The sequence below is a fragment of the Aeromonas sp. 602658 genome, assembly GCF_049173005.1.
GTDB lineage: Bacteria > Pseudomonadota > Gammaproteobacteria > Enterobacterales > Aeromonadaceae > Aeromonas > Aeromonas veronii_A.
Map to the genome: position 1 here is coordinate 25,368 of NZ_JAAKRF010000011.1, position 20,100 is coordinate 45,467.

Sequence of the window (20,100 nt, forward strand, 5' to 3'; positions counted from 1 at the left end):
ACCGGAACCCAAGGGTTCCGGTTTTTTTCATTCCAGTCGAAGCTGGCAAACCAGCAAATTAAGCCTGGTTTTTAACTTCTTTCAGACCGCGGAAAGGAGCTTTGGCACCCAGAGCTTCTTCGATACGGATCAGCTGGTTGTACTTGGCAACACGGTCAGAACGGCTCATGGAACCGGTCTTGATCTGGCCAGCAGCGGTACCAACAGCCAGGTCGGCGATGGTCGCGTCTTCGGTCTCACCGGAGCGGTGGGAGATGACGGCAGTGTAGCCAGCGTCTTTGGCCATCTTGATGGCAGCCAGAGTTTCGGTCAGGGAACCGATCTGGTTGAACTTGATCAGGATGGAGTTGGCGATGCCGTTGTCGATACCGCGCTTCAGGATCTTGGTGTTGGTTACGAACAGGTCGTCACCCACGATCTGGATTTTCTTGCCCAGTTCAGCAGTCTGGTAGGCGAAACCTTCCCAGTCAGATTCGTCCAGGCCATCTTCGATGGAGACGATCGGGAACTTGGTGGTCAGGTCAGCCAGGAAGTCGGAGAAACCGTTGGAGGTGAAGACACGACCTTCGCCTTTCAGGTTGTACTCTTTCTTCTCTGCGTCGTAGAACTCGGAAGCAGCGCAGTCCATAGCCAGGGTGATGTCGGAGCCCAGTTTGTAACCGGCAGCGGCAACGGCTTCAGCGATAACTTCCAGCGCTTCGGCGTTGGATTTCAGGTTCGGAGCGAAACCACCTTCGTCACCAACTGCAGTGTTGTAGCCCTTGGACTTCAGCACTTTGGCCAGGTTGTGGAACACTTCTGCGCCCATGCGAACGGCTTCTTTCAGGGTCTTGGCGCCAACCGGCTGGATCATGAACTCCTGGATGTCGACGTTGTTGTCGGCGTGCTCACCACCGTTGATGATGTTCATCATCGGCAGCGGCATGGAGTAAACACCCGGGGTGCCGTTCAGCTCGGCGATGTGGGCGTACAGCGGCATGCCTTTGGCAGCAGCGGCAGCTTTGGCGTTAGCCAGGGAAACAGCCAGGATGGCGTTGGCGCCGAACTTGGATTTGTTCTCGGTACCGTCGAGGTCGATCATGATCTGGTCAACGGTGGCCTGGTCCTTGGCATCTTTACCCAGCAGAGCTTGAGCGATCGGGCCGTTTACGGCTTCGATGGCTTTCAGCACGCCTTTACCCAGGAAACGGCTCTTGTCGCCGTCACGCAGTTCCAGCGCTTCGCGGGAACCGGTGGACGCGCCAGACGGAGCGGCTGCCATACCAACAAAACCACCTTCCAGGTGAACTTCGGCCTCAACGGTCGGGTTACCACGGGAGTCGATGATTTCACGACCGATCACTTTAACGATCTTGGACATGTGTATTTCCTCAGGTTTCGTAAAAAAACAACAAAAATATGCCAAAAAAAGCGGCTGTGGCACAGTGCCCCAACCGCATTTATTTTCAATTACTTCAAATTACGCTTCTGATACTCGCCTGCCGCCTTCACAAAACCGGCGAACAGAGCGTGGCCATCACGAGGAGTAGAGGTGAACTCCGGGTGGAACTGCGCAGCCACGAACCAGGGGTGATCCGGGATCTCGATGATTTCCACCAACTTCTTGTCGGCGGAGAGACCGGTCACTTTCAGACCTGCCGCTTCAATCTGCGGCAGAAGCTTGTTGTTGACTTCGTAACGGTGACGGTGACGCTCGTAAATGGTCGGGCTGCCGTACATCTGACGCACTTTGGAATCTTCGACCAGGTGGCAGAGCTGGGAACCCAGACGCATGGTACCGCCCAAATCGGACTTCTCGGTACGGGTCTCGACGTTACCCTCTTCATCCACCCACTCGGTGATGAGGCCGACGACCGGGTATGCGCAATCTTTCTTGAATTCGGAGGAGTGAGCCCCTTCCATGCCCGCCACGTTGCGAGCGAATTCGATCATGGCAACCTGCATGCCGAGGCAGATACCCAGGTAGGGGACCTTGTTCTCGCGGGCATACTGGGCAGCCAGAATTTTGCCTTCCACACCGCGCTCACCGAAGCCACCCGGCACCAGGATAGCGTCCAGACCTTCCAGCAGCTCGGCGCCACGGGTCTCGATATCCTGAGAGTCGATGTACTTGATGTTGACGGAGTGACGGGTCTTGAGACCACCGTGCTTGAGCGCCTCGTTGACGGACTTGTAAGCGTCCGGCAGGGAGACGTACTTGCCGACCATACCGATGGTTACTTCACCAGTCGGGTTGGCCTCTTCGTAGATAACCTGTTCCCACTCGGAGAGATCGGCCTCTTTGCACTCCAGACCGAAACGCTCGGTGAAGTAGGAGTCCAGATTCTGGGACTTGAGCAGTGCCGGAATCTTGTAGATGGAGTCGACGTCTTTCATGGAGATGACGGCGCGCTCCGGCACGTTGCAGAACAGGGCAATCTTGGCGCGCTCGTTGGCCGGAATGGCACGGTCGGAGCGGCAGATCAGCACATCCGGCTGGATACCGATGGAGAGCAGCTCTTTAACGGAGTGCTGGGTCGGCTTGGTCTTCACTTCACCGGCAGCAGCCAGGTAAGGAACCAGCGTCAGGTGCATGAACATGGCGTTGTTGCGGCCCACTTCGGCAGCCAGCTGACGAATGGCTTCGAGGAACGGCAGGGACTCGATGTCACCTACGGTACCGCCCACTTCGACGATGGCAACCTGATGGCCTTCGGCACCGGCAATCACCCGCTCTTTGATGGCGTTGGTGATGTGCGGGATAACCTGAATGGTGGCGCCCAGATAGTCACCACGACGCTCTTTACGCAGTACGTCGGCGTAGATACGGCCGGTGGTAAAGTTGTTGCGACGGGTCATCTTGGTGCGGATGAAACGCTCGTAGTGGCCCAAATCCAGATCGGTTTCGGCCCCGTCCTCGGTTACGAACACTTCACCATGCTGGGTCGGGCTCATGGTGCCCGGATCCACGTTGATGTACGGGTCCAGTTTCATGATGGTCACATCCAGACCACGGGCTTCCAGAATGGCTGCCAGAGAAGCTGCGGCAATGCCTTTGCCGAGGGATGAAACAACGCCACCAGTAACAAAAATATATTTGGTCGTCATGCTGAACCTGAAAGAAGTTTAGGGAATTTTAAGGGGTGCTTCGGGGATGAAGCAGGACGGGGAAACAGTATACCAAAAACCCCTCTCCCAAACAATGAGCAAAAATCTATCAGGCTCACCGCCCCCCCATCTTGCGCCAAATCAACTTTGCTCGGTTTCCTTCGCCTTATCCCAGGCAGCATCGAGCTTTTCGAGGGTGCAATCGGTCATTTTCAAGCCTTCTGCGGCGATTATCTGCTCAACCTGACGAAAACGACGTTCGAACTTGGCGTTGGCGCCGCGCAGCACCTGCTCCGGATCCTTGCCCAGATGACGCACCAGATTGACGGTGGCAAACAGCAGGTCGCCGAGCTCATCGCTCACCCTCGCCTCGTCCACATCGGCCATCAATGCCTCTTCCATCACCTCGTCGATCTCTTCGTGGATCTTGTCCACCACAGGCCCCAGCGTCTTCCAGTCAAAACCGACGGTGGCGCAGCGTTTCTGAATCTTGGCGGCGCGGGTCAGGGCAGGCAACGCCTGCGGGATGTCGTCCAGCACGCTCTCTTTGTCGAGGGCAGCGCGCTCTTTGGCCTTTTCCGCCTCCCAGTTCGCTTTTACCGCTTTCTCGTCGCCAAGGTCTGCATCGGAAAAAACGTGGGGATGACGGCGAATGAGCTTTTCACTCACCGTATCGACGATATCGGCAAAGTCGAACAAGCCCCGCTCTTTACCCAGCTGGGCGTAAAACACCACCTGAAACAGTAAATCCCCCAGCTCCCCTTTCAGCCCCTGCCAATCCTCGGTCTCGATGGCATCGGCCACCTCGTAGGCCTCTTCCAGGGTGTGCGGCACTATAGTCTGGAAGTTCTGTTTCAGATCCCAGGGGCAGCCGTTTTGCGGATCGCGCAGGCGAGCCATGATATCGAGCAGTTGGGGCAGATCGTAACGTTGGGACATGGAATATTCGCTTTCGATTTGTTCAAAAAGGGTCGTAAATGCAGACCGGCCACAGGGGCCGGTCGGTTCGCTATCAAAGCCGCTTGGCGCTAATTACGTCATTGAGCTGACTGAGCTTGGCCAACGCCCGGTTGAAGGCGTTGATGTTGTAAATCTCCAGCTCCATGTCGATCTCTGCGGTCTGCTCGCGCACGTTGGAGCGTGAGCGCACCCCCATCACATTGATCTTCTCGTTGGCCAGCACGGTAGTGATATCGCGCAGCAGGCCGGAGCGATCGTTGGAGATGATCCGGATGGTGAGGCCGTAGCCGCCGGAGTAGTTCTCCCCCCACACCGCATCGATCAGCCGCTCCGGGTTGCGACGGGAAAGCTCTTTCAACTGCTCGCAATCTTCCCGGTGGATCGAAACGCCACGCCCCATGGTGATAAAGCCCTGAATGGAGTCCCCCGGAATGGGCTGGCAGCAGCGGGCGATATGGGTCATCAGGTTGCCAACCCCTTCCACCACTATGTGGTCTTTGGGCTTGTGGCGCATCGGCGCATTGGCCTTCTGCTCCAGCTTCTCCAGCAATCGGCGATCTTCCTCTTCCGCCGTCGGCTTGTTGTAGCAGGTGTCGAGATAATTGAGCACCTGGTTGATGCGGATATCGCCGCTGCCGATACCGGCCAGCAGATCGTCGGTGCTCTCCAGATTGAAGCGGCGCAGCATGTTGCCCTTGTCGATCTTGGACATGCTGAGGTTGTGGCGATCCAGCTCCTTCTCGAACAGCTCGCGACCGGCCACGATATTCTTGTCCCGATCCAGCTTTCTGAACCAGGTTGCTACCTTGGCCCGCGCCCGGCTGGAGCGCAGGAAGCCGGCGTTGGGGTTCATCCAGTCGCGGCTCGGGTTCGGCTCTTTCTGGGTGATCACCTCCACCTGATCGCCGGTCTGCAGCGCGTAGGTAAACGGCACGATGCGGCCGTCAATCTTGGCGCCGATGCAGCGGTGACCGATCATGCTGTGGACGTGATAGGCAAAATCGAGCGGGGTGGCGCCAGCTGGCAGGTCGATCACATCCCCTTTCGGGGTGAAGACGTAGACCCGGTCCTCGAACACCTGACTGCGCAGATCTTCGAGCAGCGAGCCGCTCTCGGAGAGATCTTCCTGCCAGGCGAGCAGCTTGCGCAGCCACTCGATCTTGTCTTCGAAGGTGTTGGCCTTGCCGCCAGCCTGCGCCCCTTCCTTGTAGCGCCAGTGCGCCGCGACGCCGAGTTCGGCATCCTGATGCATCTGGTCGGTACGGATCTGGATCTCGACGGTCTTGCCCTCCGGCCCCACCACGACGGTGTGGATCGACTGATAGCCGTTCGGTTTGGGGTTGGCGACATAGTCGTCAAACTCGCGAGGAATGTGGTGGAACTGGGTATGCACGATACCGAGCGCCGCATAGCAATCCTGCAGCCGCTTGGTCACTACCCGCACCGCGCGCACGTCGAACAACTCGTTGAATTCGAGGTGCTTCTTCTGCATCTTGCGCCAGATGCTGTAGATATGTTTCGGGCGGCCGTACACCTCGGCGTCAACTCCCGCCTCTTTCAACCCATTACGCAGGGATTGCACAAACTCGCGGATGTAGCGCTCGCGGTCGAGCCGCTTCTCGTCGAGCTGCTTGGCGATCTGCTTGTAGGTATCCGGGTGCAGGTAACGGAAGGCGAGATCTTCCAGCTCCCACTTGAGCTGACCGATGCCGAGACGGTTGGCGAGCGGTGCATAGATGTTGGTGATCTCCTGGGCCATCAGCACCCGGGTCTCTTCATCTGCCGTCTTCGCTTCCCGCAGGCAGGCGATGCGCTCCGCCAGCTTGATCACCACGGCGCGCACATCCTCGACCATGGCAAGCAACATGCGACGCACGTTGTCGACCTGCTCCGGCGAGGTTTCGCTGCGATGGAGGGTCTGCAGGGAGCGGATGGCTTCCATCTCCAGCACCCCTTCCACCAGCTTGGCGATCTTGGAGCCGAAGTCCTCGTCCATCCGCTCCTGGCTGATGAGACCGGCTTCGACGAAGGGGTAGATGATGGCCGCTTTGAGGGTGCCGATATCCATGCTGAGCATCTGCAGGATGCCCACCATTTCGATGCCGCGCACCAGCAGCTTGCTGGTCAGCGCCTCGTCACCGAGCGTCAGACAATACTGGTAGACGGTTCGCAGCTGATCCTTTTCACTGTCACTCAAGGAGAGCGAGCTGACCCACTCTTCCAGGGTGAAGTTGTCTTTCAAATGAATATCGCGAACCGCAACCATGGTATCAATCCTTTAAATTATCGGGCCGAAAGCTGTCACTTTCTCCCCTCATGAGATTGCCTCAAATGGGGATATCCAGCGCACTTTTCAAGGCATATTGTCCAGAAAGACAATAGAGCGCGCCAACAGGCCCTGCCGAACGACGAGGGTCTAGATTACCCCAATCACACCAGCTCAAACAGCCGCAGACACGCCAGATTACATATCTGCATCGCCGAACTGATGAGTCATTTACTCCCGTTCAAACAGCGCCATTGACTCCAGATGACCGGTGTGAGGGAACATGTCGAGCATGCCGAGGCGCACCAGACGGTAACCCCCTTTCACCAGCACCTGACTGTCCCGCGCCAGGGTGACCGGGTTACAGGAGACGTAGACCACCCGCTTGGGTGAAAGTTTCACGACGTGTCCCATCACTTCCAGCGCGCCGGGACGAGCCGGATCCAGCAGTACCAGATCAAACCCTTCACGCGCCCAGGACATGCCGACTATGTCATCGCTCAGGTCTGCCTTGTAGAAACGAGCATTGGTGATGCCGTTGCGACGGGCGTTCTCTTCGGCCCGCTGCACCATGGCCAGTTCACCTTCGACACCCACCACTTCGCGAGCCTGACGGGCCAGCGGCAGGGTGAAGTTGCCGATGCCGCAGAAGAGATCGAGCACCTTGTCATCCTTGCTCGCCCCGAGCCATGTCAGCGCCTGCTCAACCATGCTCTGGTTGATGGGGCCGTTGACCTGAATGAAATCACCGGGAGCAAATGCAAGAGACAGGCCATCCAGCGAGTAGGATGGGGAAAATTGTTGCTGCAGCGCTTCGATGCGATCATCCGCCGCCTGCAGATAGAGGTCGATCCCCTGCGCTTTTGCAAACTCCACCAGCAGGGCGCGGTCCGCCTCATTGGGACGGCCGGTGTGACGCAGCAGCATCATGATCCCCTGCTCGGCCTGGATAAGCTCGGCATGGCCCAGCTCGCGCTGGCTCTTCAAGCGATTGAGGCACTCACGCAGCGGGGCAATCAGCGCAGAGAGCGGCTCGGCCAGCACAGGGCAACTGTCGATCTCCACCAGATCGTTGCTGTTGCGGCGGCGGAAACCAACCCGGGTGCAGCGACCGTTCTTGTCAAATTTGATGGCCAGACGACAGACCCGGCGGTAGGCACGATCTTCACCGGTCAGTACCGGCTCCAGCGCAGGCGCCTTGATGTTGCCCAACCGCTCGAACAGGCTGACCAGTCCGGCCGCCTTGGCGGCTTGCTGATCGGCAACCGACATGTGCTGGGCACTGCAACCGCCGCACTCGCGATAATGGCTGCAAAAGGGAGCGATACGATTGGCCGCCGGGGTCACCACCTGTTGCAAGGCGGCGTGACCATACTGCTTTTTCTCTTCGGTGATACGTGCCTTGACGGTCTCGCCGGGCAGAGCCCCTTCGACGAAGATCGCCTTGCCCTGATGGCGACCGATACCGACGCAGTGGTGATCGAGGGTGTCTATCGTAAATTCAATGCGTTGGAGCTGGGTGGACTTCTTTTGGGGCTTGAAAAACTGGGCCATAAAACTTGGTGCCTATAGGTGGCTATGTCATGATTGTGGAATCTGCTGCCGGGTATTGTCCCACAAGAATAATAGTATGACCAAATACGGCCACAGAGCCCGTGTATTGCCATCAACCCTATCGCCAACCCTGTTCACTGGTGGCCTGTTCGTATGACCAAATATGGCCTGAGAGCACGCGTTCTCGCCTTCACCATCCTGCCAACCCTGATCATCGGTGGCCTGATGGCCGGTTACTTCACCTTCCACCGCTACCAGCAGCTGGAAAACAATCTCATTGATCAGGGGATCAACATTATCGAACCGCTGGCGATCGCCAGTGAATACGGGATGACCCAGCACAGCCGAGAATCCCTCAAGCGGCTGATTGGCCTGACCCATCGCAAGAACTCCCCCTTCATCAAGTCCATCGCTGTCTTCACCCAGGACAACCAGCTGTTCGTTACCTCGAACTATCACCGGGATTTCACCCGACTCAGGCTGCCCGATGGCGAGCCCATTCCGGATTTGACCAGCGTGACGTTTCAGGGGGACGACATCATTTTGCGCACCCCGATCCAGGCTGAAACCAGTCTGGATGGCTTCCCGCTGCCCAGCGATGTAGAGCCGCCGATGATCGGCTACATCTCGATGCAGATGGCGACCGATCGGGCCATGCTGCTGCAGTACCGCGATACCTTCTTTGCGGTGATCATGGTGCTCATCGGGGTCGCATTCAGTACCCTATTTGGTTTCCGGCTGGTCAAGAGCGTGACCCAGCCCATCACCAACATGGTGCAGGCGGTGCACAAGATCCGGGAGGGGCGGCTCGATACCCGGGTCAGCGGCCAGCTCACCGGCGAGCTGGATATGCTGAAAAACGGCATCAACGCCATGGCCAAGGCGCTCTCCGAATATCACGAAGAGATGCAGCAGAATATCGATCAGGCAACCTCTGACCTGCGCGAAACCCTGGAGCAGATCGAGATCCAGAACGTCGAACTCGACATGGCCAAGAAGCGGGCGCAAGAGGCCGCGCGGGTCAAGTCGGAGTTTCTGGCCAACATGTCCCACGAATTGCGTACCCCGCTCAACGGGGTCATCGGTTTTACCCGCCAGTTGCTGAAAACCAGCCTGACCCCGAGCCAGACCGACTACATGCAGACCATCGAGAAGTCGGCGCGCAACCTGCTTGGCATCATCAACGACATCCTCGACTTCTCGAAGCTGGAAGCGGGCAAGCTGCAGCTGGAGCATATCCCGTTCAGCCTGCGCGACACTCTCAACGAGACCATGCACCTGCTCGGCCCCAGCGCCCACGACAAGCAGCTGGAGCTCTCCTTGCGGGTGGATGCCGATGTGCCGGACTACCTCACCGGCGACCCCATGCGTCTGCAACAGGTGCTGACTAACCTCACCGGCAACGCCATCAAGTTCACCGAGCAGGGTAACGTGGATGTCCATATCGAGCAGACCGGCAGTGGCAACCACAAGGTGAGGCTCAACGTCCAGATCCGCGATACCGGCATCGGCATCTCCCAGGAGCAGCAACATCAGCTGTTCCAGGCCTTCAATCAGGCCGACTCCTCCATCTCCCGCCGTTATGGCGGCACGGGCCTGGGCCTCGTCATCACCCAGAAGCTGGTGCAGCAGATGGGCGGCCAGATCCGCTTTGAATCGGAGCTTGGCAAGGGCTCCATCTTCTCGTTCAGTCTGGATGTGGAGGTCTCCCCCCTGCCCCAGACCGATCAACTGCCGCTGGATCGGATCCGTGGCAAACGGCTCTGGCTGCTGGAGCCGGATCCCTTCGCGCAAGCCTCCCTGCTCGCCCTGCTGGCGGAGTGGCACCTCGACGTGCACCCACTGACCAGCGATGATCCCTGGCCCGAGATGCGCGAGCAGGAGATGGTGATCATCGGCAGCAGCACCCTGCATACGCCGCAGCAGGTGCTCGGCCGTCTCGACAGACTGAACGGCCAGCAGCAGAACACCATAGTGCTGCTCAGCAGCCACGAGCCGGCGCTCTATGAAGCGATGCTGGCCCATGGCGCCCAGCACTGTCTCTCCAAACCGGTCAACCACCGCAAGCTGCTGCACGCCCTGCTCTCGCCGGAATCGAGCCGCCAGAAGCTGCCTGCGCAACCTGCGCCGCGCCAGTTGCAGCCCATCAAGGTGCTGGCGGTGGATGACAACGCCGCCAACCTCAAGCTGATCGCCGCCATGCTCAAGGAGATGGTGAGTCAGGTGGTGGTGTGCAAAAACGGCAAGGAAGCGGTCAAGCAGGCCCAGAGCCAGCCGTTCGACATCATCTTCATGGATATCCAGATGCCGATCATGGATGGCATCAGCGCCACCCAGGCAATCCGCAACCAGTCCCTCAACACCACCACCCCGATCGTGGCGGTGACCGCTCACGCCATTCCCGGAGAACGGGAACGGCTGATCCGGCAGGGGATGGACGACTATCTGGCCAAGCCCATCGACGAGAGCATGCTGGCCCAGCTCATCACTGACTTTGCCCATCGCCGCCACCAGAATAATGGTGCCCAACAGATCGACTGGGCACTGGCGGTGCGGCAGGCGGCGGGGAAAGAGCATCTCGCCAGAGAGATGCTGACCATGCTGCTGGCCAGTTTCGACGAGGTGGAACCAGTGCTGGATAGCGCGCTGGCTGGCGAAATTGAAGATAGCGAGGTGCTGGCCCAGCTCCATCGCCTCAACGGTGGCTGTGCCTATTCCGGGGTGCCGGGACTGCAACGGCTGCTCTCCCAGCTGGAGCAACAGCTGCGTGACGGCGTGCCGGTGAGCGAACTGGAACCCGAGCTGCTGGAGCTGCAAGATGCGCTGGAACTGGTGCGCCAGGAGGCGCCCCGCTATCTCGGCAAGGCTTGATGAGCTTGACCTGAACTGTATCGGCCCCCGCTTTTTCTGACGCGAGGGCTGCCAGATGGTAAAGTTGCGCCGTTTACACAGGAGTCAGCATGACCAACAACGATATTCTGCGCCGTCTGCGCTACGCCCTCACCATCAGCAACGACCAGATGGTCGAGATGTTTGCCAAGGGCAACCTGACGGTCACTCACGCCCAGCTGCACAGCTGGTTGATGAAAGAGGCAGCGGAAGGTGAAGAGCAAGAGGCAGGCTATGTCGCCTGTCCCGACTCGGCCCTGAGCCAGTTCCTCGACGGTTTCATCATCGCCCGCCGCGGTGTGCGGGAAGATGCACCGGCCCAGGTGATCCCGAACCGGATCAACAACAACATGATCCTGCGCAAGCTGCGCATCGGTCTCAACTTCAAGGAAGAGGACATGCTCGGCACCCTCAAGCTCGCCGACTTCAACCTCTCCAAGTCCGAGCTCAGTGCCCTGTTCCGCTCCAAGGATCACAAGCACTATCAGGATTGCGGGGATCAGATCCTGCGCAACTTCCTGATCGGCCTCACGGCCAAATACCGCGGCTGACCAGCCGCGCGACTGACCAGACTGGGCCTTCGACATGTGCCAGCGACTCACACCTCCCACGTTCAGCAGCCTAGCTGCGGCAGGGGGATGGCGCTGGCGCTGTCTTCTTCCCCTCTTCTTTCTGCCACTGGTTCTGCTGCTGGGTGGTTGTACCCCGTCCGAGTACCAGCTCTCGACCCGCTATCAGAGCGCCAACCAGAACGAGCGGATCGCCTTTCTGATCCTCCACTACACCGACGAAGATGATGCCAACTCCTTGCGCCTGCTGACCGAGCCGGAGCACAAGGTGAGCGCCCACTACCTGATCCCCCGCAACAGCCACGAGACCCCGCTACCGGTCTATCAGCTGGTGCCGGACAGCGCGCGCGCCTGGCATGCCGGACGCAGCCGTTGGCACCAATATGCCGGGCTCAATGCCAGCTCCCTTGGCATCGAGATCGTCAACCTCGGCTATCCAGCAGAAGATGAGCCGCTGGCCCCCGATGCCCGCCGCTGGCAACCCTATACCCCGCAGCAGATTGCCGCCGTCGGCGCCCTCAGCCGGGAGCTGGCCGCCCGCTACCAGATTCCACCGACCCAGGTGCTGGGCCACAGCGATGTCGCTCCCGAGCGCAAGCAGGATCCCGGCCCTCACTTCCCCTGGCGCCAGCTCTATCTGACGTACGGAGTCGGCGCCTGGCCAGATGAAGGTCGGGTGGCCGAGTTACTGGCCAGCCCCTTGCCCGATTGGGATGCAGCCATGTGGCAACAGCAACTGGCCCGCTATGGCTATGGCCTGCCCCAGACTGGCCAGTGGGATGAGCAGAGCCGCGCCGTCATGGGCGCCTTTCAGCTCCACTTTCGCGCCAGCAGGGTCGATAGCAAACCGGACCGCGAGTGTCAGGCCATCCTGATGGCGCTGCTCGAAAAATACTTCCCCTAATACTCATCCATTGCCCCTGTTGCTGCGTACTGTTTGATAGCGTTTAGCTATCAAACAGTTAGGCACAAGCAATTGTCCCTGCATTTTGCAAGGCGTTACTCTGACTGCGTTCCGAAAGAGAATTTCAAACCGATTTCCAAATCTGGAGGTGAATGATGAAAAGCCCGATTGGTCTTGATACTGCTCAATCACAAGCCCTGGCAGCCGAGTTGAACAAATTGCTGGCCAGCTACCAGATCCTCTACATGAACGTGCGCGGCTTCCACTGGAATATCCGTGGCAACCAGTTCTTCGAACTGCACCTGAAATTTGAAGAGATTTACAACGACCTGCTGTTGAAAGTCGATGCACTGGCCGAGCGGATCCTGACCCTGGATGGCGTGCCAATGCACAGCTTCAGCGACTATCTGAAAGTCTCTGCCATCCCGGAGCAAAAAGGGCTGCACGATGGCCGCGCCTGTGTCGAATCCCTGCTGGATAGCTTCCGCGAACTGCTGGTCGCCCAGCGCCGTATTCTGGGTCAAGCAGCCGAAGCTGGTGATGAGGGCACTGCCTCCATCCTCTCCGACTATGTGCAGCAGCAGGAAAAACTGGTCTGGATGCTGCGCGCTTATCTGGCCTGATAGTGAACCAAGCCGACTACAGCGTACGTATGCTGGGTTGAGTAAGTTCCGGGCCGAAAGCTCCTGACCAGACCACGGCCCAATCCGTCTGATTGTTATGTTCTGTTGCAAACCTGAGTTGTCTCTCCTTTTATCCACCCGCTTGCCGCCCTGTTTGGGCGGCTTTTTTTGTTTTTGATCTGCATCAAGGGAATCTTAATTGGCAAATTGAATGCCTATTAAGTTTTTCGCAAGAGGAATAGAATCGCCACAAAATAGACAACTGAAATGTCCAATTAGGAGAGGCATGATGTTTTGTGTGCAATGTGAACAGACAATTCGTACCCCGGCTGGCAACGGCTGTGCCTACGCACAAGGTATGTGCGGCAAGACGGCTGAAACCTCGGATCTGCAGGATGTGCTGATCTACACCCTGCAGGGGCTCAGCGCCTGGGCGCTGGCCGCCCGCGAGCAGGGCATCATGGATCGCGAGATCGATGCCTTCGTGCCCAAGGCCTTCTTCGCCACCCTCACCAACGTCAACTTCGACTCGAATCGCATCGTGGCCTACGTCAATCAGGCCCTCGCCTATCGCCAGCAGTTGGCCGATCGTCTGACCGCTATGGCGGTGCAGGTGAACGATTTGCCACAGTCCGCTTACTTCGAACCCGGTGCCGAACTGCTGGAACAACTTGCCCATGCCGCACCAGCCGCACCCAATCGGGGCAAGAGCGAAGTGAACGAAGACATCATGGGGCTGCGTCTGCTCTGTCTTTACGGCCTCAAGGGCGCCGCCGCCTATATGGAGCACGCCCGGGTGCTGGATCAGCAGAGTGACGAGGTGGCCGCCGAATTCCACCGCATCATGAGCTGGCTCAGCACAGACCCGAGCGAAATGGGTCGGCTGTTCAGCTGTGCCATGGAGATCGGTCAGCTCAACTTCAAAATCATGGAGATGCTGGATCTCGGTGAAACCAGCGCCTTCGGCCATCCGGAACCCACCCAGGTACGCGTAACCCCCATCTCCGGCAAGTGCATTCTGGTCTCCGGCCACGACATGATGGATCTCAAGCTCATTCTGGAGCAAACCAAGGGAACCGGCATCAACGTCTACACCCATGGTGAGATGCTGCCTGCGCTAGCCTACCCCTTCTTCAAGCAGTACCCCCATCTGGTGGGCAACTACGGATCCGCCTGGCAGAACCAGCAGAAAGAGTTTGCCAACTTCCCGGGCGCCGTGGTGATGACCTCCAACTGCATCATCGACCCGAATGTGGGCAACTACTCGGATCGCATCTTCACCCGCTCCATCGTCGGCTGGCCGGGCATAACCCATCTGGAGGGGGATGATTTCTCCGCCGTGATCGCCAAGGCGCAAGCGCTGGAAGGCTTCAAGCACACCGAGCTCGAGCACTTCATCACCATCGGCTTTGCCCGCAACGCCCTGATGCAGGCCGCCCCCGCAGTGATTGAGAAGGTCAAAGCCGGAGAGATCAGCCACTTCTTCCTGGTAGGTGGCTGTGACGGCGACAAGGCCGAGCGCGCCTACTTCACCGAATTTGCCAAGGCGGCGCCGCGCGACAGCCTGCTGCTCACCCTGGGCTGCGGCAAGTACAAGTTCAACAAGCTCGACTTTGGCGACATCGGCGGCATTCCGCGCCTGCTGGACGTGGGCCAGTGCAACGATGCCTACTCCGCCATCCAGTTGGCGCTGGCACTCTCCGAGGCGTTCGAGTGCGGGGTCAACGATCTGCCGCTGACGCTGGTGCTCTCCTGGTTCGAGCAAAAAGCCATCGTCATTCTGCTCACCCTGCTCTCCCTCGGGGTGAAGGACATTCGTACCGGCCCGACCGCCCCCGCCTTCCTCACCCCGGCGCTGCTCAAGGTGCTGGAGGAGCAATTCGGCCTGAAAGGGACCACCACGGCCGAAGCTGACTTGGCCGAGATCCTGGCGGCCTGATCGGCACCTCATGTTGTAAGCGTTTGGCGAGCCGCCCGGCTCGCCTTTTTTCTGGATCCGGCTTTTTCACCAGACGTTTTTCAACCCGTTTCAAACCTAAGGAGCCTTGTGATGACCTCTCTCACGCTCACCTGCATTGGTCGCCAGCAGAACACCCACGACGTAGTGAGCTGGCAGCTGGTGCCGCTTTCCGGCAGCCTCCCTCCCGTACTGGCTGGCCAGTGCATCACCCTGCACACCGAGATCGACGGCCAGCCGGAGTGCCGCGCCTACACCCTCTCCTCAAGCCCGCAGGATGCGTGCTGGCAGGTCACCATCAAGGATGTGGGGCTAGTCTCCCACCATCTGCACCAGACCTTGCAGGTGGGAGACAAGATCCGGGCTGATGGCCCGTTCGGCGATTTCAACCTGACCGCCCTGCCCTGCGAGCGGCCGCTGCTCTTGAGCGCTGGTTCCGGCATCACCCCCATGTGGGCCATGTTGCGGGACGAGCTAGCCAAACGGCCGGATGCCGATATCCGCTTTATCCATAGCGCCCGCTCGCCAGCAGATGTGATCTTCGCAGATGACTTGGCTGCATTGGCCGAAGCCCATCCCGGTGTACGGCATGCCCTGATACTGGAAGAGGCGCCAACGGCTCATCCCTGGGTGGGCCGACTCACCCCCGCCATGCTGGCCGAGCTGGCCCCGGATCTGCGCGAACGCCATGTCTATCTCTGCGGCCCAGCCCCCTATATGGCGGCGGTCAAAACCATGCTGACAGAGCTGGGACTGCCGCCGGAGCAGCTGCATCAGGAGTCTTTTGGCCTTCCTCCAGCAGAGCCTGCCACCACCACCAGCGACCACTTCTGGCTGACCCTGAAAAAGAGCGGCAAAAAGGTGAAGATCCTGCCGGGTCAGACCCTGCTGGCGGCGCTGGAAGCGGCGGGCGAAACCATGATGGCTGCTTGTCGCGCCGGGGTATGTGGCAGCTGTCGTTGCACCACCACAGGTGACATCGAGCGCCAGAGCGTGATGACCTTGAGTGCGCAGGATCTGGAGAGCGGCGTTGCTCTGGCCTGTTCCTGCACTGCGAAAGGGGATATCAGTCTCGATTATTGAGGCGTGGTGCAGGCTTTTGTGAGGTGCGGTGAAGGCGTCATCGGTATCCCAACCTTTTCCCAAGTAGACAGGGGCGCTAGACTCTGCCCCAGTTTCACCAGAACACGGGATAAAAAAATGACAATACTGGTCACAGGCGGCGCTGGCTATATCGGCTCCCACACCCTGGTTGAGCTGCTGGGCGCGGGGCAGCAGGTCGTGGTACTCGACAACCTCTCCAACTCCTCACCGGAGTCACTCAAGCGGGTCGAGCAGATCACCGGCAAACCGGTCACCTTCGTCGAAGGGGATGTGCTGGACAGAGCCTGCCTGCAGCAGCTGTTCGCCAACCACCAGATCGAATCGGTCATCCACTTCGCCGGTCTCAAGGCGGTCGGGGAGTCGAGCCAGATCCCACTCACCTACTACCAGAACAACATCAGCGGCACTCTGGTGCTGTGCGAAGAGATGGCCAGGGCTGGCGTTTTCCGGCTGGTATTCAGCTCCTCGGCCACCGTCTATGGCGATCCCGCTTCGGTACCGCTGCGGGAAGATTTCCCCACCAGCGCCACCAACCCCTATGGTCGCTCCAAGCTGATGGTGGAGGAGATCCTCCGTGATCTCGCCAAATCCGATCCCCGCTGGGCTATCGTACTGCTGCGTTACTTCAACCCGGTCGGCGCCCACGAGAGCGGCCTGATTGGTGAAGATCCCAACGGCATCCCCAACAACCTGCTGCCCTATATCAGCCAGGTGGGTGTCGGCAAGCTCAAGGAGCTGGGGGTATTTGGCAACGACTACCCGACCCCGGATGGCACCGGCGTACGTGACTACATCCATGTGGTGGATCTCGCCATCGGCCACCTGAAAGCACTGGCGCGCATCAAGAGCGACACCGGTGTCTTCACCTACAACCTGGGCACAGGTCAGGGCTACTCGGTACTGGAGATGGTCAAGGCGTTTGAAGCTGCCAGCGGCCGACCCATTCCCTACCAGATCAAACCCCGTCGCCCGGGCGACATCGCCGAGTGCTGGGCAGAGCCGACGCTGGCCCGTGCCGAGCTGGGCTGGCAGGCAGAACGCGGTCTGGAGCAGATGATGGTCGATACCTGGCGCTGGCAAAGCAACAACCCGAACGGTTATCAAGGCTGATGATCTAGCGGGTGGATAACAAACGCCCCGACATTTTCATGTCGGGGCGTTTTATTTTGCGACGTTCAATCAGTGGGTCTGACTGCGCAGCAGCGGCACACGGGCCAATCGGGGGGAAATGCGCTCTATCAGCCGATCCGCCAGCGGGGTCAACAGCAGCCAGGGCAGACAGAGGGTCGCCAGCCCCAGTGCACCGACGTAGACATCGGTAAACCAGTGGGCGCCAGCCAGAATGCGCGGAGTGGAAAAGATCGGCACCATCAGCAATGCGGTGACTCCCGCCCAGCGCGGCAGATAACGCAAGGCGTAGCCGGCGAAGATCATCAGAAACAGGGCGTGATCCCCGGGGAAGCTGTCACCGGAAGAGTCCTTGGTCGGAATAGCACTGATCTGGGTCACCCGCAGCGCATCGGCCACCATCAGGGTCGGGCTGGGTCGCTCCACCGGCAATCGGTGGCCAAGCTGGTTGATCACCAGTGCACTCAGCAGCATCACTATCCCCATCGCCACCAGTTGGCGACGACCTGCCAGATCCCGTGCAAAGAAACATCGGGCCAGGATCAGCCCCATACAGGCCAACACCGCCAAATCGAACAGCCGGTTATTGGTGATAGCCACCAGATCGGCCCACAGAGCCGACTGCCCGAGCCAGCCGTTAACGGTGTGAAAAATCGTGAGGTCCCACTGATCCCAGGGACCATGAGCGGGCAGCGCAGCCCAACTGATGGCCACCAGACCACCGACCAGATAGCAAAGCAGGAACTTGCCCATGGGGACTCTCCTTTGGAAAAGGGCGATATCGTAAAACTGTAGCGTGCGTCACAAAACCGAAGAATTGTAAGAAAGTGCGACACAACATCAAGTCTCAAATAAAGCCTTTCAGCCCATTCCAATCTCGCATATCCCAACAGCGCCAAGATTTCTGCCTCCAGTGCTGCATCTGTAGGCCTCTCACCATGAGTGCGGCTTGTGCCACCACCGCAACACACCCTAGAATGCGCACTTCCCTTTACTGCGAAAGGAAGCGGTATGCATATTCACATTCTCGGGATCTGCGGCACCTTTATGGGTGGTCTGGCGGTGTTGGCAAAACAGCTTGGCTATCGCGTTACCGGCTCCGATGCCAACGTCTATCCCCCCATGAGCACCCAGCTCGAGCAGCAAGGCATCGAACTGACCGAAGGCTATGACCCCTCCCAACTCGATCCGGCGCCGGATCTGGTGGTGATCGGCAACGCCATGAGCCGCGGCAACCCCTGTGTTGAATATGTGCTGGACCGCAATTTGCCCTACATCTCCGGCCCCCAGTGGCTGCTGGAGCACGTGCTGCTGGATCGCTGGGTGCTGGCCGTTGCCGGCACCCACGGCAAGACCACCACCGCCAGCATGCTGGCCTGGGTGCTGGAGTACGCCAAACTGGAGCCCGGTTTCCTTATTGGCGGCGTGCCGGGCAACTTCCCGGTCTCCGCCCGTCTCGGCTCCGCCCCCTTCTTTGTCATCGAAGCGGACGAGTATGACTGCGCCTTCTTCGACAAACGCTCCAAGTTCGTCCACTACCATCCGCGCACCCTGGTGATGAACAATCTGGAGTTTGACCACGCGGATATCTTCCCGGATCTCGCCGCGATCCAGCGCCAGTTCCACCACCTGATGCGCACCGTACCGAGCAACGGCCGGGTGCTGTTCCCGCAAGCCGATGACAACCTCACCGCCGTGCGCAAGATGGGCTGCTGGAGCGAAGTGGAGCTGGTGGGTCAGAACGACGCCAAGTGGAAGGCGGTCAAGCTGGCCGATGACGGCTCCGCCTTCGAGGTGTGGCTGGATGGCGAAAAACAGGGCGAGGTGCACTGGGAGTGTATCGGCGAGCACAACGTCAACAACGGTCTGATGGCCATCGCTGCCGCCCGCCACGCTGGCGTGATGGTGGATCATGGCATCGCCGCCCTCTGCCAGTTCAAATCCCCCAAACGGCGGATGGAGCTCAAGGGCGAAGTGGCGGGCATCAGCGTCTATGACGACTTCGCCCACCACCCCACCGCCATCGACACCACCCTCGGCGGCCTGCGCGCCAAGGTAGGCGGCTCACGTATTCTGGCGGTGCTGGAGCCACGCTCCAACACCATGAAGTTGGGGGTTCACAAGGAGGAGCTGGCTGGCTGTTTCGATGGTGCCGACGAGGTGTTCTTCTTCCAGCCCCCCAACATCGGCTGGGATCTCGGCGAGGTGACGGCCCATATGACCCGACCGGCCAAGGTATTCAACGATCTGGAGACCTTGATCAACCGGTTGGTAGCCGAGAGCCGCGATGGCGACCATATTCTGATCATGAGCAACGGCGGCTTCGGCGGTATTCATGACAAGCTGATCGCCCGCCTCAAGGATTACCACGGCGAACTATGAACAAAGCAATCACCCTGGCGCTGACCGGTGCCTCCGGCGCCCCCTACGCCCTGCGCCTGCTCCAGTGTCTGGTGCAGGCGGACTATAGGGTCTATCTGCTCGCCTCATCGGCGGCTCGTGTGGTACTCAAGACTGAGCAGCAGCAGGATTGGCCCGGCTCGCCGAAAGAACTGTCGGCGTACCTCTGCCGCCAATATGGCGCCAAGGAGGGGCAGATTGTCGCCTGCGGCAAGGAGGAGTGGTTCTCGCCGGTCGCCTCCGGTTCGGCCGCCCCCAAACAGATGGTGGTCTGCCCCTGCTCCATGGGCACCGTCTCGGCCATTGCCAACGGCACCTCCGACAACCTGCTGGAACGAGCGGCGGATGTGGTGATCAAGGAGCGCGGCCAGCTGATCCTGGTGCCCCGCGAAACCCCCTTCTCGGCGATCCATCTGGAGAACATGCTGAAACTGGCACGGCTCGGGGTGACCATCATGCCTGCAGCGCCCGGTTTCTATCATGAGCCGAAAAGTATCGAGGATCTGGTGGACTTTATGGTGGCCCGCATCCTCGATCATCTGGGTGTCGAGCATGAGCTGACCCACCGCTGGGGCTATGGCCACCATTGAGGTGACAGCCACATTCGGCCATAAAAAAACGGCGCCACTCAATGAGTGACGCCGTTTTTTCGTTAAGTC

General features: G+C 59.4%; 15 protein-coding genes. 9 read left to right on the forward strand and 6 right to left on the reverse strand.

Annotation, left to right across the window (positions count from 1 at the left end; genetic code table 11):
- Positions 1 to 58: 58 nt before the first annotated feature.
- The 5 genes from eno to rlmD form a co-directional block, all read right to left on the reverse strand.
- Positions 59 to 1,360, reverse strand: coding sequence for a phosphopyruvate hydratase (gene eno / locus G5253_RS10390; protein WP_128834102.1), 1,302 nt, complete (start codon positions 1,358 to 1,360; stop codon positions 59 to 61).
- 89 nt (positions 1,361 to 1,449) lie between these two features.
- Complete coding sequence (gene pyrG, locus G5253_RS10395) at positions 1,450 to 3,087, reverse strand: glutamine hydrolyzing CTP synthase (RefSeq protein WP_266135264.1); 1,638 nt, start codon at positions 3,085 to 3,087, stop codon at positions 1,450 to 1,452.
- A 141-nt stretch (positions 3,088 to 3,228) separates the two neighbouring features.
- Positions 3,229 to 4,026 carry a nucleoside triphosphate pyrophosphohydrolase gene (gene mazG / locus G5253_RS10400; RefSeq protein WP_236351245.1) on the reverse strand — a complete coding sequence of 266 codons (798 nt, stop codon included), beginning with the start codon at positions 4,024 to 4,026 and terminating at the stop codon, positions 3,229 to 3,231.
- A gap of 73 nt (positions 4,027 to 4,099) precedes the next feature.
- Positions 4,100 to 6,313: a GTP diphosphokinase gene (gene relA, locus G5253_RS10405; protein ID WP_005335588.1), complete on the reverse strand. Its 2,214-nt coding sequence runs from the start codon at positions 6,311 to 6,313 to the stop codon at positions 4,100 to 4,102.
- A 231-nt stretch (positions 6,314 to 6,544) separates the two neighbouring features.
- On the reverse strand, positions 6,545 to 7,867 hold the full coding sequence (gene rlmD / locus G5253_RS10410; RefSeq protein WP_100645155.1) for a 23S rRNA (uracil(1939)-C(5))-methyltransferase RlmD: 1,323 nt from the start codon (positions 7,865 to 7,867) through the stop codon (positions 6,545 to 6,547).
- A gap of 153 nt (positions 7,868 to 8,020) precedes the next feature.
- Between rlmD and barA the strand changes: the two genes are divergently transcribed.
- The 7 genes from barA (at position 8,021) to galE (ending at position 17,023) form a co-directional block, all read left to right on the forward strand.
- Positions 8,021 to 10,738 carry a two-component sensor histidine kinase BarA gene (gene barA, locus G5253_RS10415; protein ID WP_266135263.1) on the forward strand — a complete coding sequence of 906 codons (2,718 nt, stop codon included), beginning with the start codon at positions 8,021 to 8,023 and terminating at the stop codon, positions 10,736 to 10,738.
- Positions 10,739 to 10,827: 89 nt separating this feature from the next.
- Positions 10,828 to 11,307 carry a DUF1456 family protein gene (locus G5253_RS10420; protein WP_005335594.1) on the forward strand — a complete coding sequence of 160 codons (480 nt, stop codon included), beginning with the start codon at positions 10,828 to 10,830 and terminating at the stop codon, positions 11,305 to 11,307.
- 34 nt (positions 11,308 to 11,341) lie between these two features.
- Positions 11,342 to 12,229 carry an N-acetylmuramoyl-L-alanine amidase gene (locus G5253_RS10425; protein WP_266135262.1) on the forward strand — a complete coding sequence of 296 codons (888 nt, stop codon included), beginning with the start codon at positions 11,342 to 11,344 and terminating at the stop codon, positions 12,227 to 12,229.
- A 155-nt stretch (positions 12,230 to 12,384) separates the two neighbouring features.
- Positions 12,385 to 12,852 carry a Dps family protein gene (locus tag G5253_RS10430; protein ID WP_005362843.1) on the forward strand — a complete coding sequence of 156 codons (468 nt, stop codon included), beginning with the start codon at positions 12,385 to 12,387 and terminating at the stop codon, positions 12,850 to 12,852.
- A gap of 289 nt (positions 12,853 to 13,141) precedes the next feature.
- Positions 13,142 to 14,791 (forward strand): hydroxylamine reductase, encoded by a 1,650-nt coding sequence (gene hcp, locus G5253_RS10435; protein WP_266135291.1) that lies wholly within the window; start codon positions 13,142 to 13,144, stop codon positions 14,789 to 14,791.
- Between the two features lie 111 nt (positions 14,792 to 14,902).
- Complete coding sequence (locus G5253_RS10440; RefSeq protein ID WP_266135261.1) at positions 14,903 to 15,892, forward strand: hybrid-cluster NAD(P)-dependent oxidoreductase; 990 nt, start codon at positions 14,903 to 14,905, stop codon at positions 15,890 to 15,892.
- Between the two features lie 117 nt (positions 15,893 to 16,009).
- Entirely contained in the window at positions 16,010 to 17,023 is a 1,014-nt protein-coding gene (gene galE, locus G5253_RS10445) for a UDP-glucose 4-epimerase GalE (protein WP_040097369.1), read from the forward strand.
- Positions 17,024 to 17,092: 69 nt separating this feature from the next.
- Here galE and G5253_RS10450 read toward each other — a convergent pair whose 3' ends face one another.
- Positions 17,093 to 17,794, reverse strand: a complete 702-nt coding sequence (locus G5253_RS10450; RefSeq protein WP_266135260.1) for a phosphatase PAP2 family protein — start codon at positions 17,792 to 17,794, stop codon at positions 17,093 to 17,095.
- Positions 17,795 to 18,052: 258 nt separating this feature from the next.
- On the opposite strand from G5253_RS10450, the gene mpl reads away from it, so the two are divergent.
- The gene (mpl, locus tag G5253_RS10455; protein ID WP_266135259.1) at positions 18,053 to 19,423 is read left to right on the forward strand and encodes a UDP-N-acetylmuramate:L-alanyl-gamma-D-glutamyl-meso-diaminopimelate ligase; all 1,371 of its coding nucleotides are present in this window, start codon (positions 18,053 to 18,055) and stop codon (positions 19,421 to 19,423) included.
- Positions 19,420 to 20,031 carry a flavin prenyltransferase UbiX gene (locus G5253_RS10460; protein WP_047437825.1) on the forward strand — a complete coding sequence of 204 codons (612 nt, stop codon included), beginning with the start codon at positions 19,420 to 19,422 and terminating at the stop codon, positions 20,029 to 20,031. The genes mpl and G5253_RS10460 overlap by 4 nt, the downstream gene beginning before the upstream one ends.
- Positions 20,032 to 20,100: the final 69 nt, after the last annotated feature.

Bases quoted from the DNA above. Each gene is read 5' to 3' on its own strand.
- mpl (WP_266135259.1), top strand. From the start codon at position 18,053: ATGCATATTCACATTCTCGGGATCTGCGGCACCTTTATGGGTGGTCTG.
- barA (WP_266135263.1), top strand. From the start codon at position 8,021: ATGACCAAATATGGCCTGAGAGCACGCGTTCTCGCCTTCACCATCCTG.
- galE (WP_040097369.1), top strand. From the start codon at position 16,010: ATGACAATACTGGTCACAGGCGGCGCTGGCTATATCGGCTCCCACACC.
- G5253_RS10450 (WP_266135260.1), bottom strand. From the start codon at position 17,794: ATGGGCAAGTTCCTGCTTTGCTATCTGGTCGGTGGTCTGGTGGCCATC.
- G5253_RS10420 (WP_005335594.1), top strand. From the start codon at position 10,828: ATGACCAACAACGATATTCTGCGCCGTCTGCGCTACGCCCTCACCATC.
- pyrG (WP_266135264.1), bottom strand. From the start codon at position 3,087: ATGACGACCAAATATATTTTTGTTACTGGTGGCGTTGTTTCATCCCTC.
- eno (WP_128834102.1), bottom strand. From the start codon at position 1,360: ATGTCCAAGATCGTTAAAGTGATCGGTCGTGAAATCATCGACTCCCGT.
- mazG (WP_236351245.1), bottom strand. From the start codon at position 4,026: ATGTCCCAACGTTACGATCTGCCCCAACTGCTCGATATCATGGCTCGC.
- rlmD (WP_100645155.1), bottom strand. From the start codon at position 7,867: ATGGCCCAGTTTTTCAAGCCCCAAAAGAAGTCCACCCAGCTCCAACGC.
- G5253_RS10425 (WP_266135262.1), top strand. From the start codon at position 11,342: ATGTGCCAGCGACTCACACCTCCCACGTTCAGCAGCCTAGCTGCGGCA.
- G5253_RS10430 (WP_005362843.1), top strand. From the start codon at position 12,385: ATGAAAAGCCCGATTGGTCTTGATACTGCTCAATCACAAGCCCTGGCA.
- G5253_RS10440 (WP_266135261.1), top strand. From the start codon at position 14,903: ATGACCTCTCTCACGCTCACCTGCATTGGTCGCCAGCAGAACACCCAC.
- hcp (WP_266135291.1), top strand. From the start codon at position 13,142: ATGTTTTGTGTGCAATGTGAACAGACAATTCGTACCCCGGCTGGCAAC.
- G5253_RS10460 (WP_047437825.1), top strand. From the start codon at position 19,420: ATGAACAAAGCAATCACCCTGGCGCTGACCGGTGCCTCCGGCGCCCCC.
- relA (WP_005335588.1), bottom strand. From the start codon at position 6,313: ATGGTTGCGGTTCGCGATATTCATTTGAAAGACAACTTCACCCTGGAA.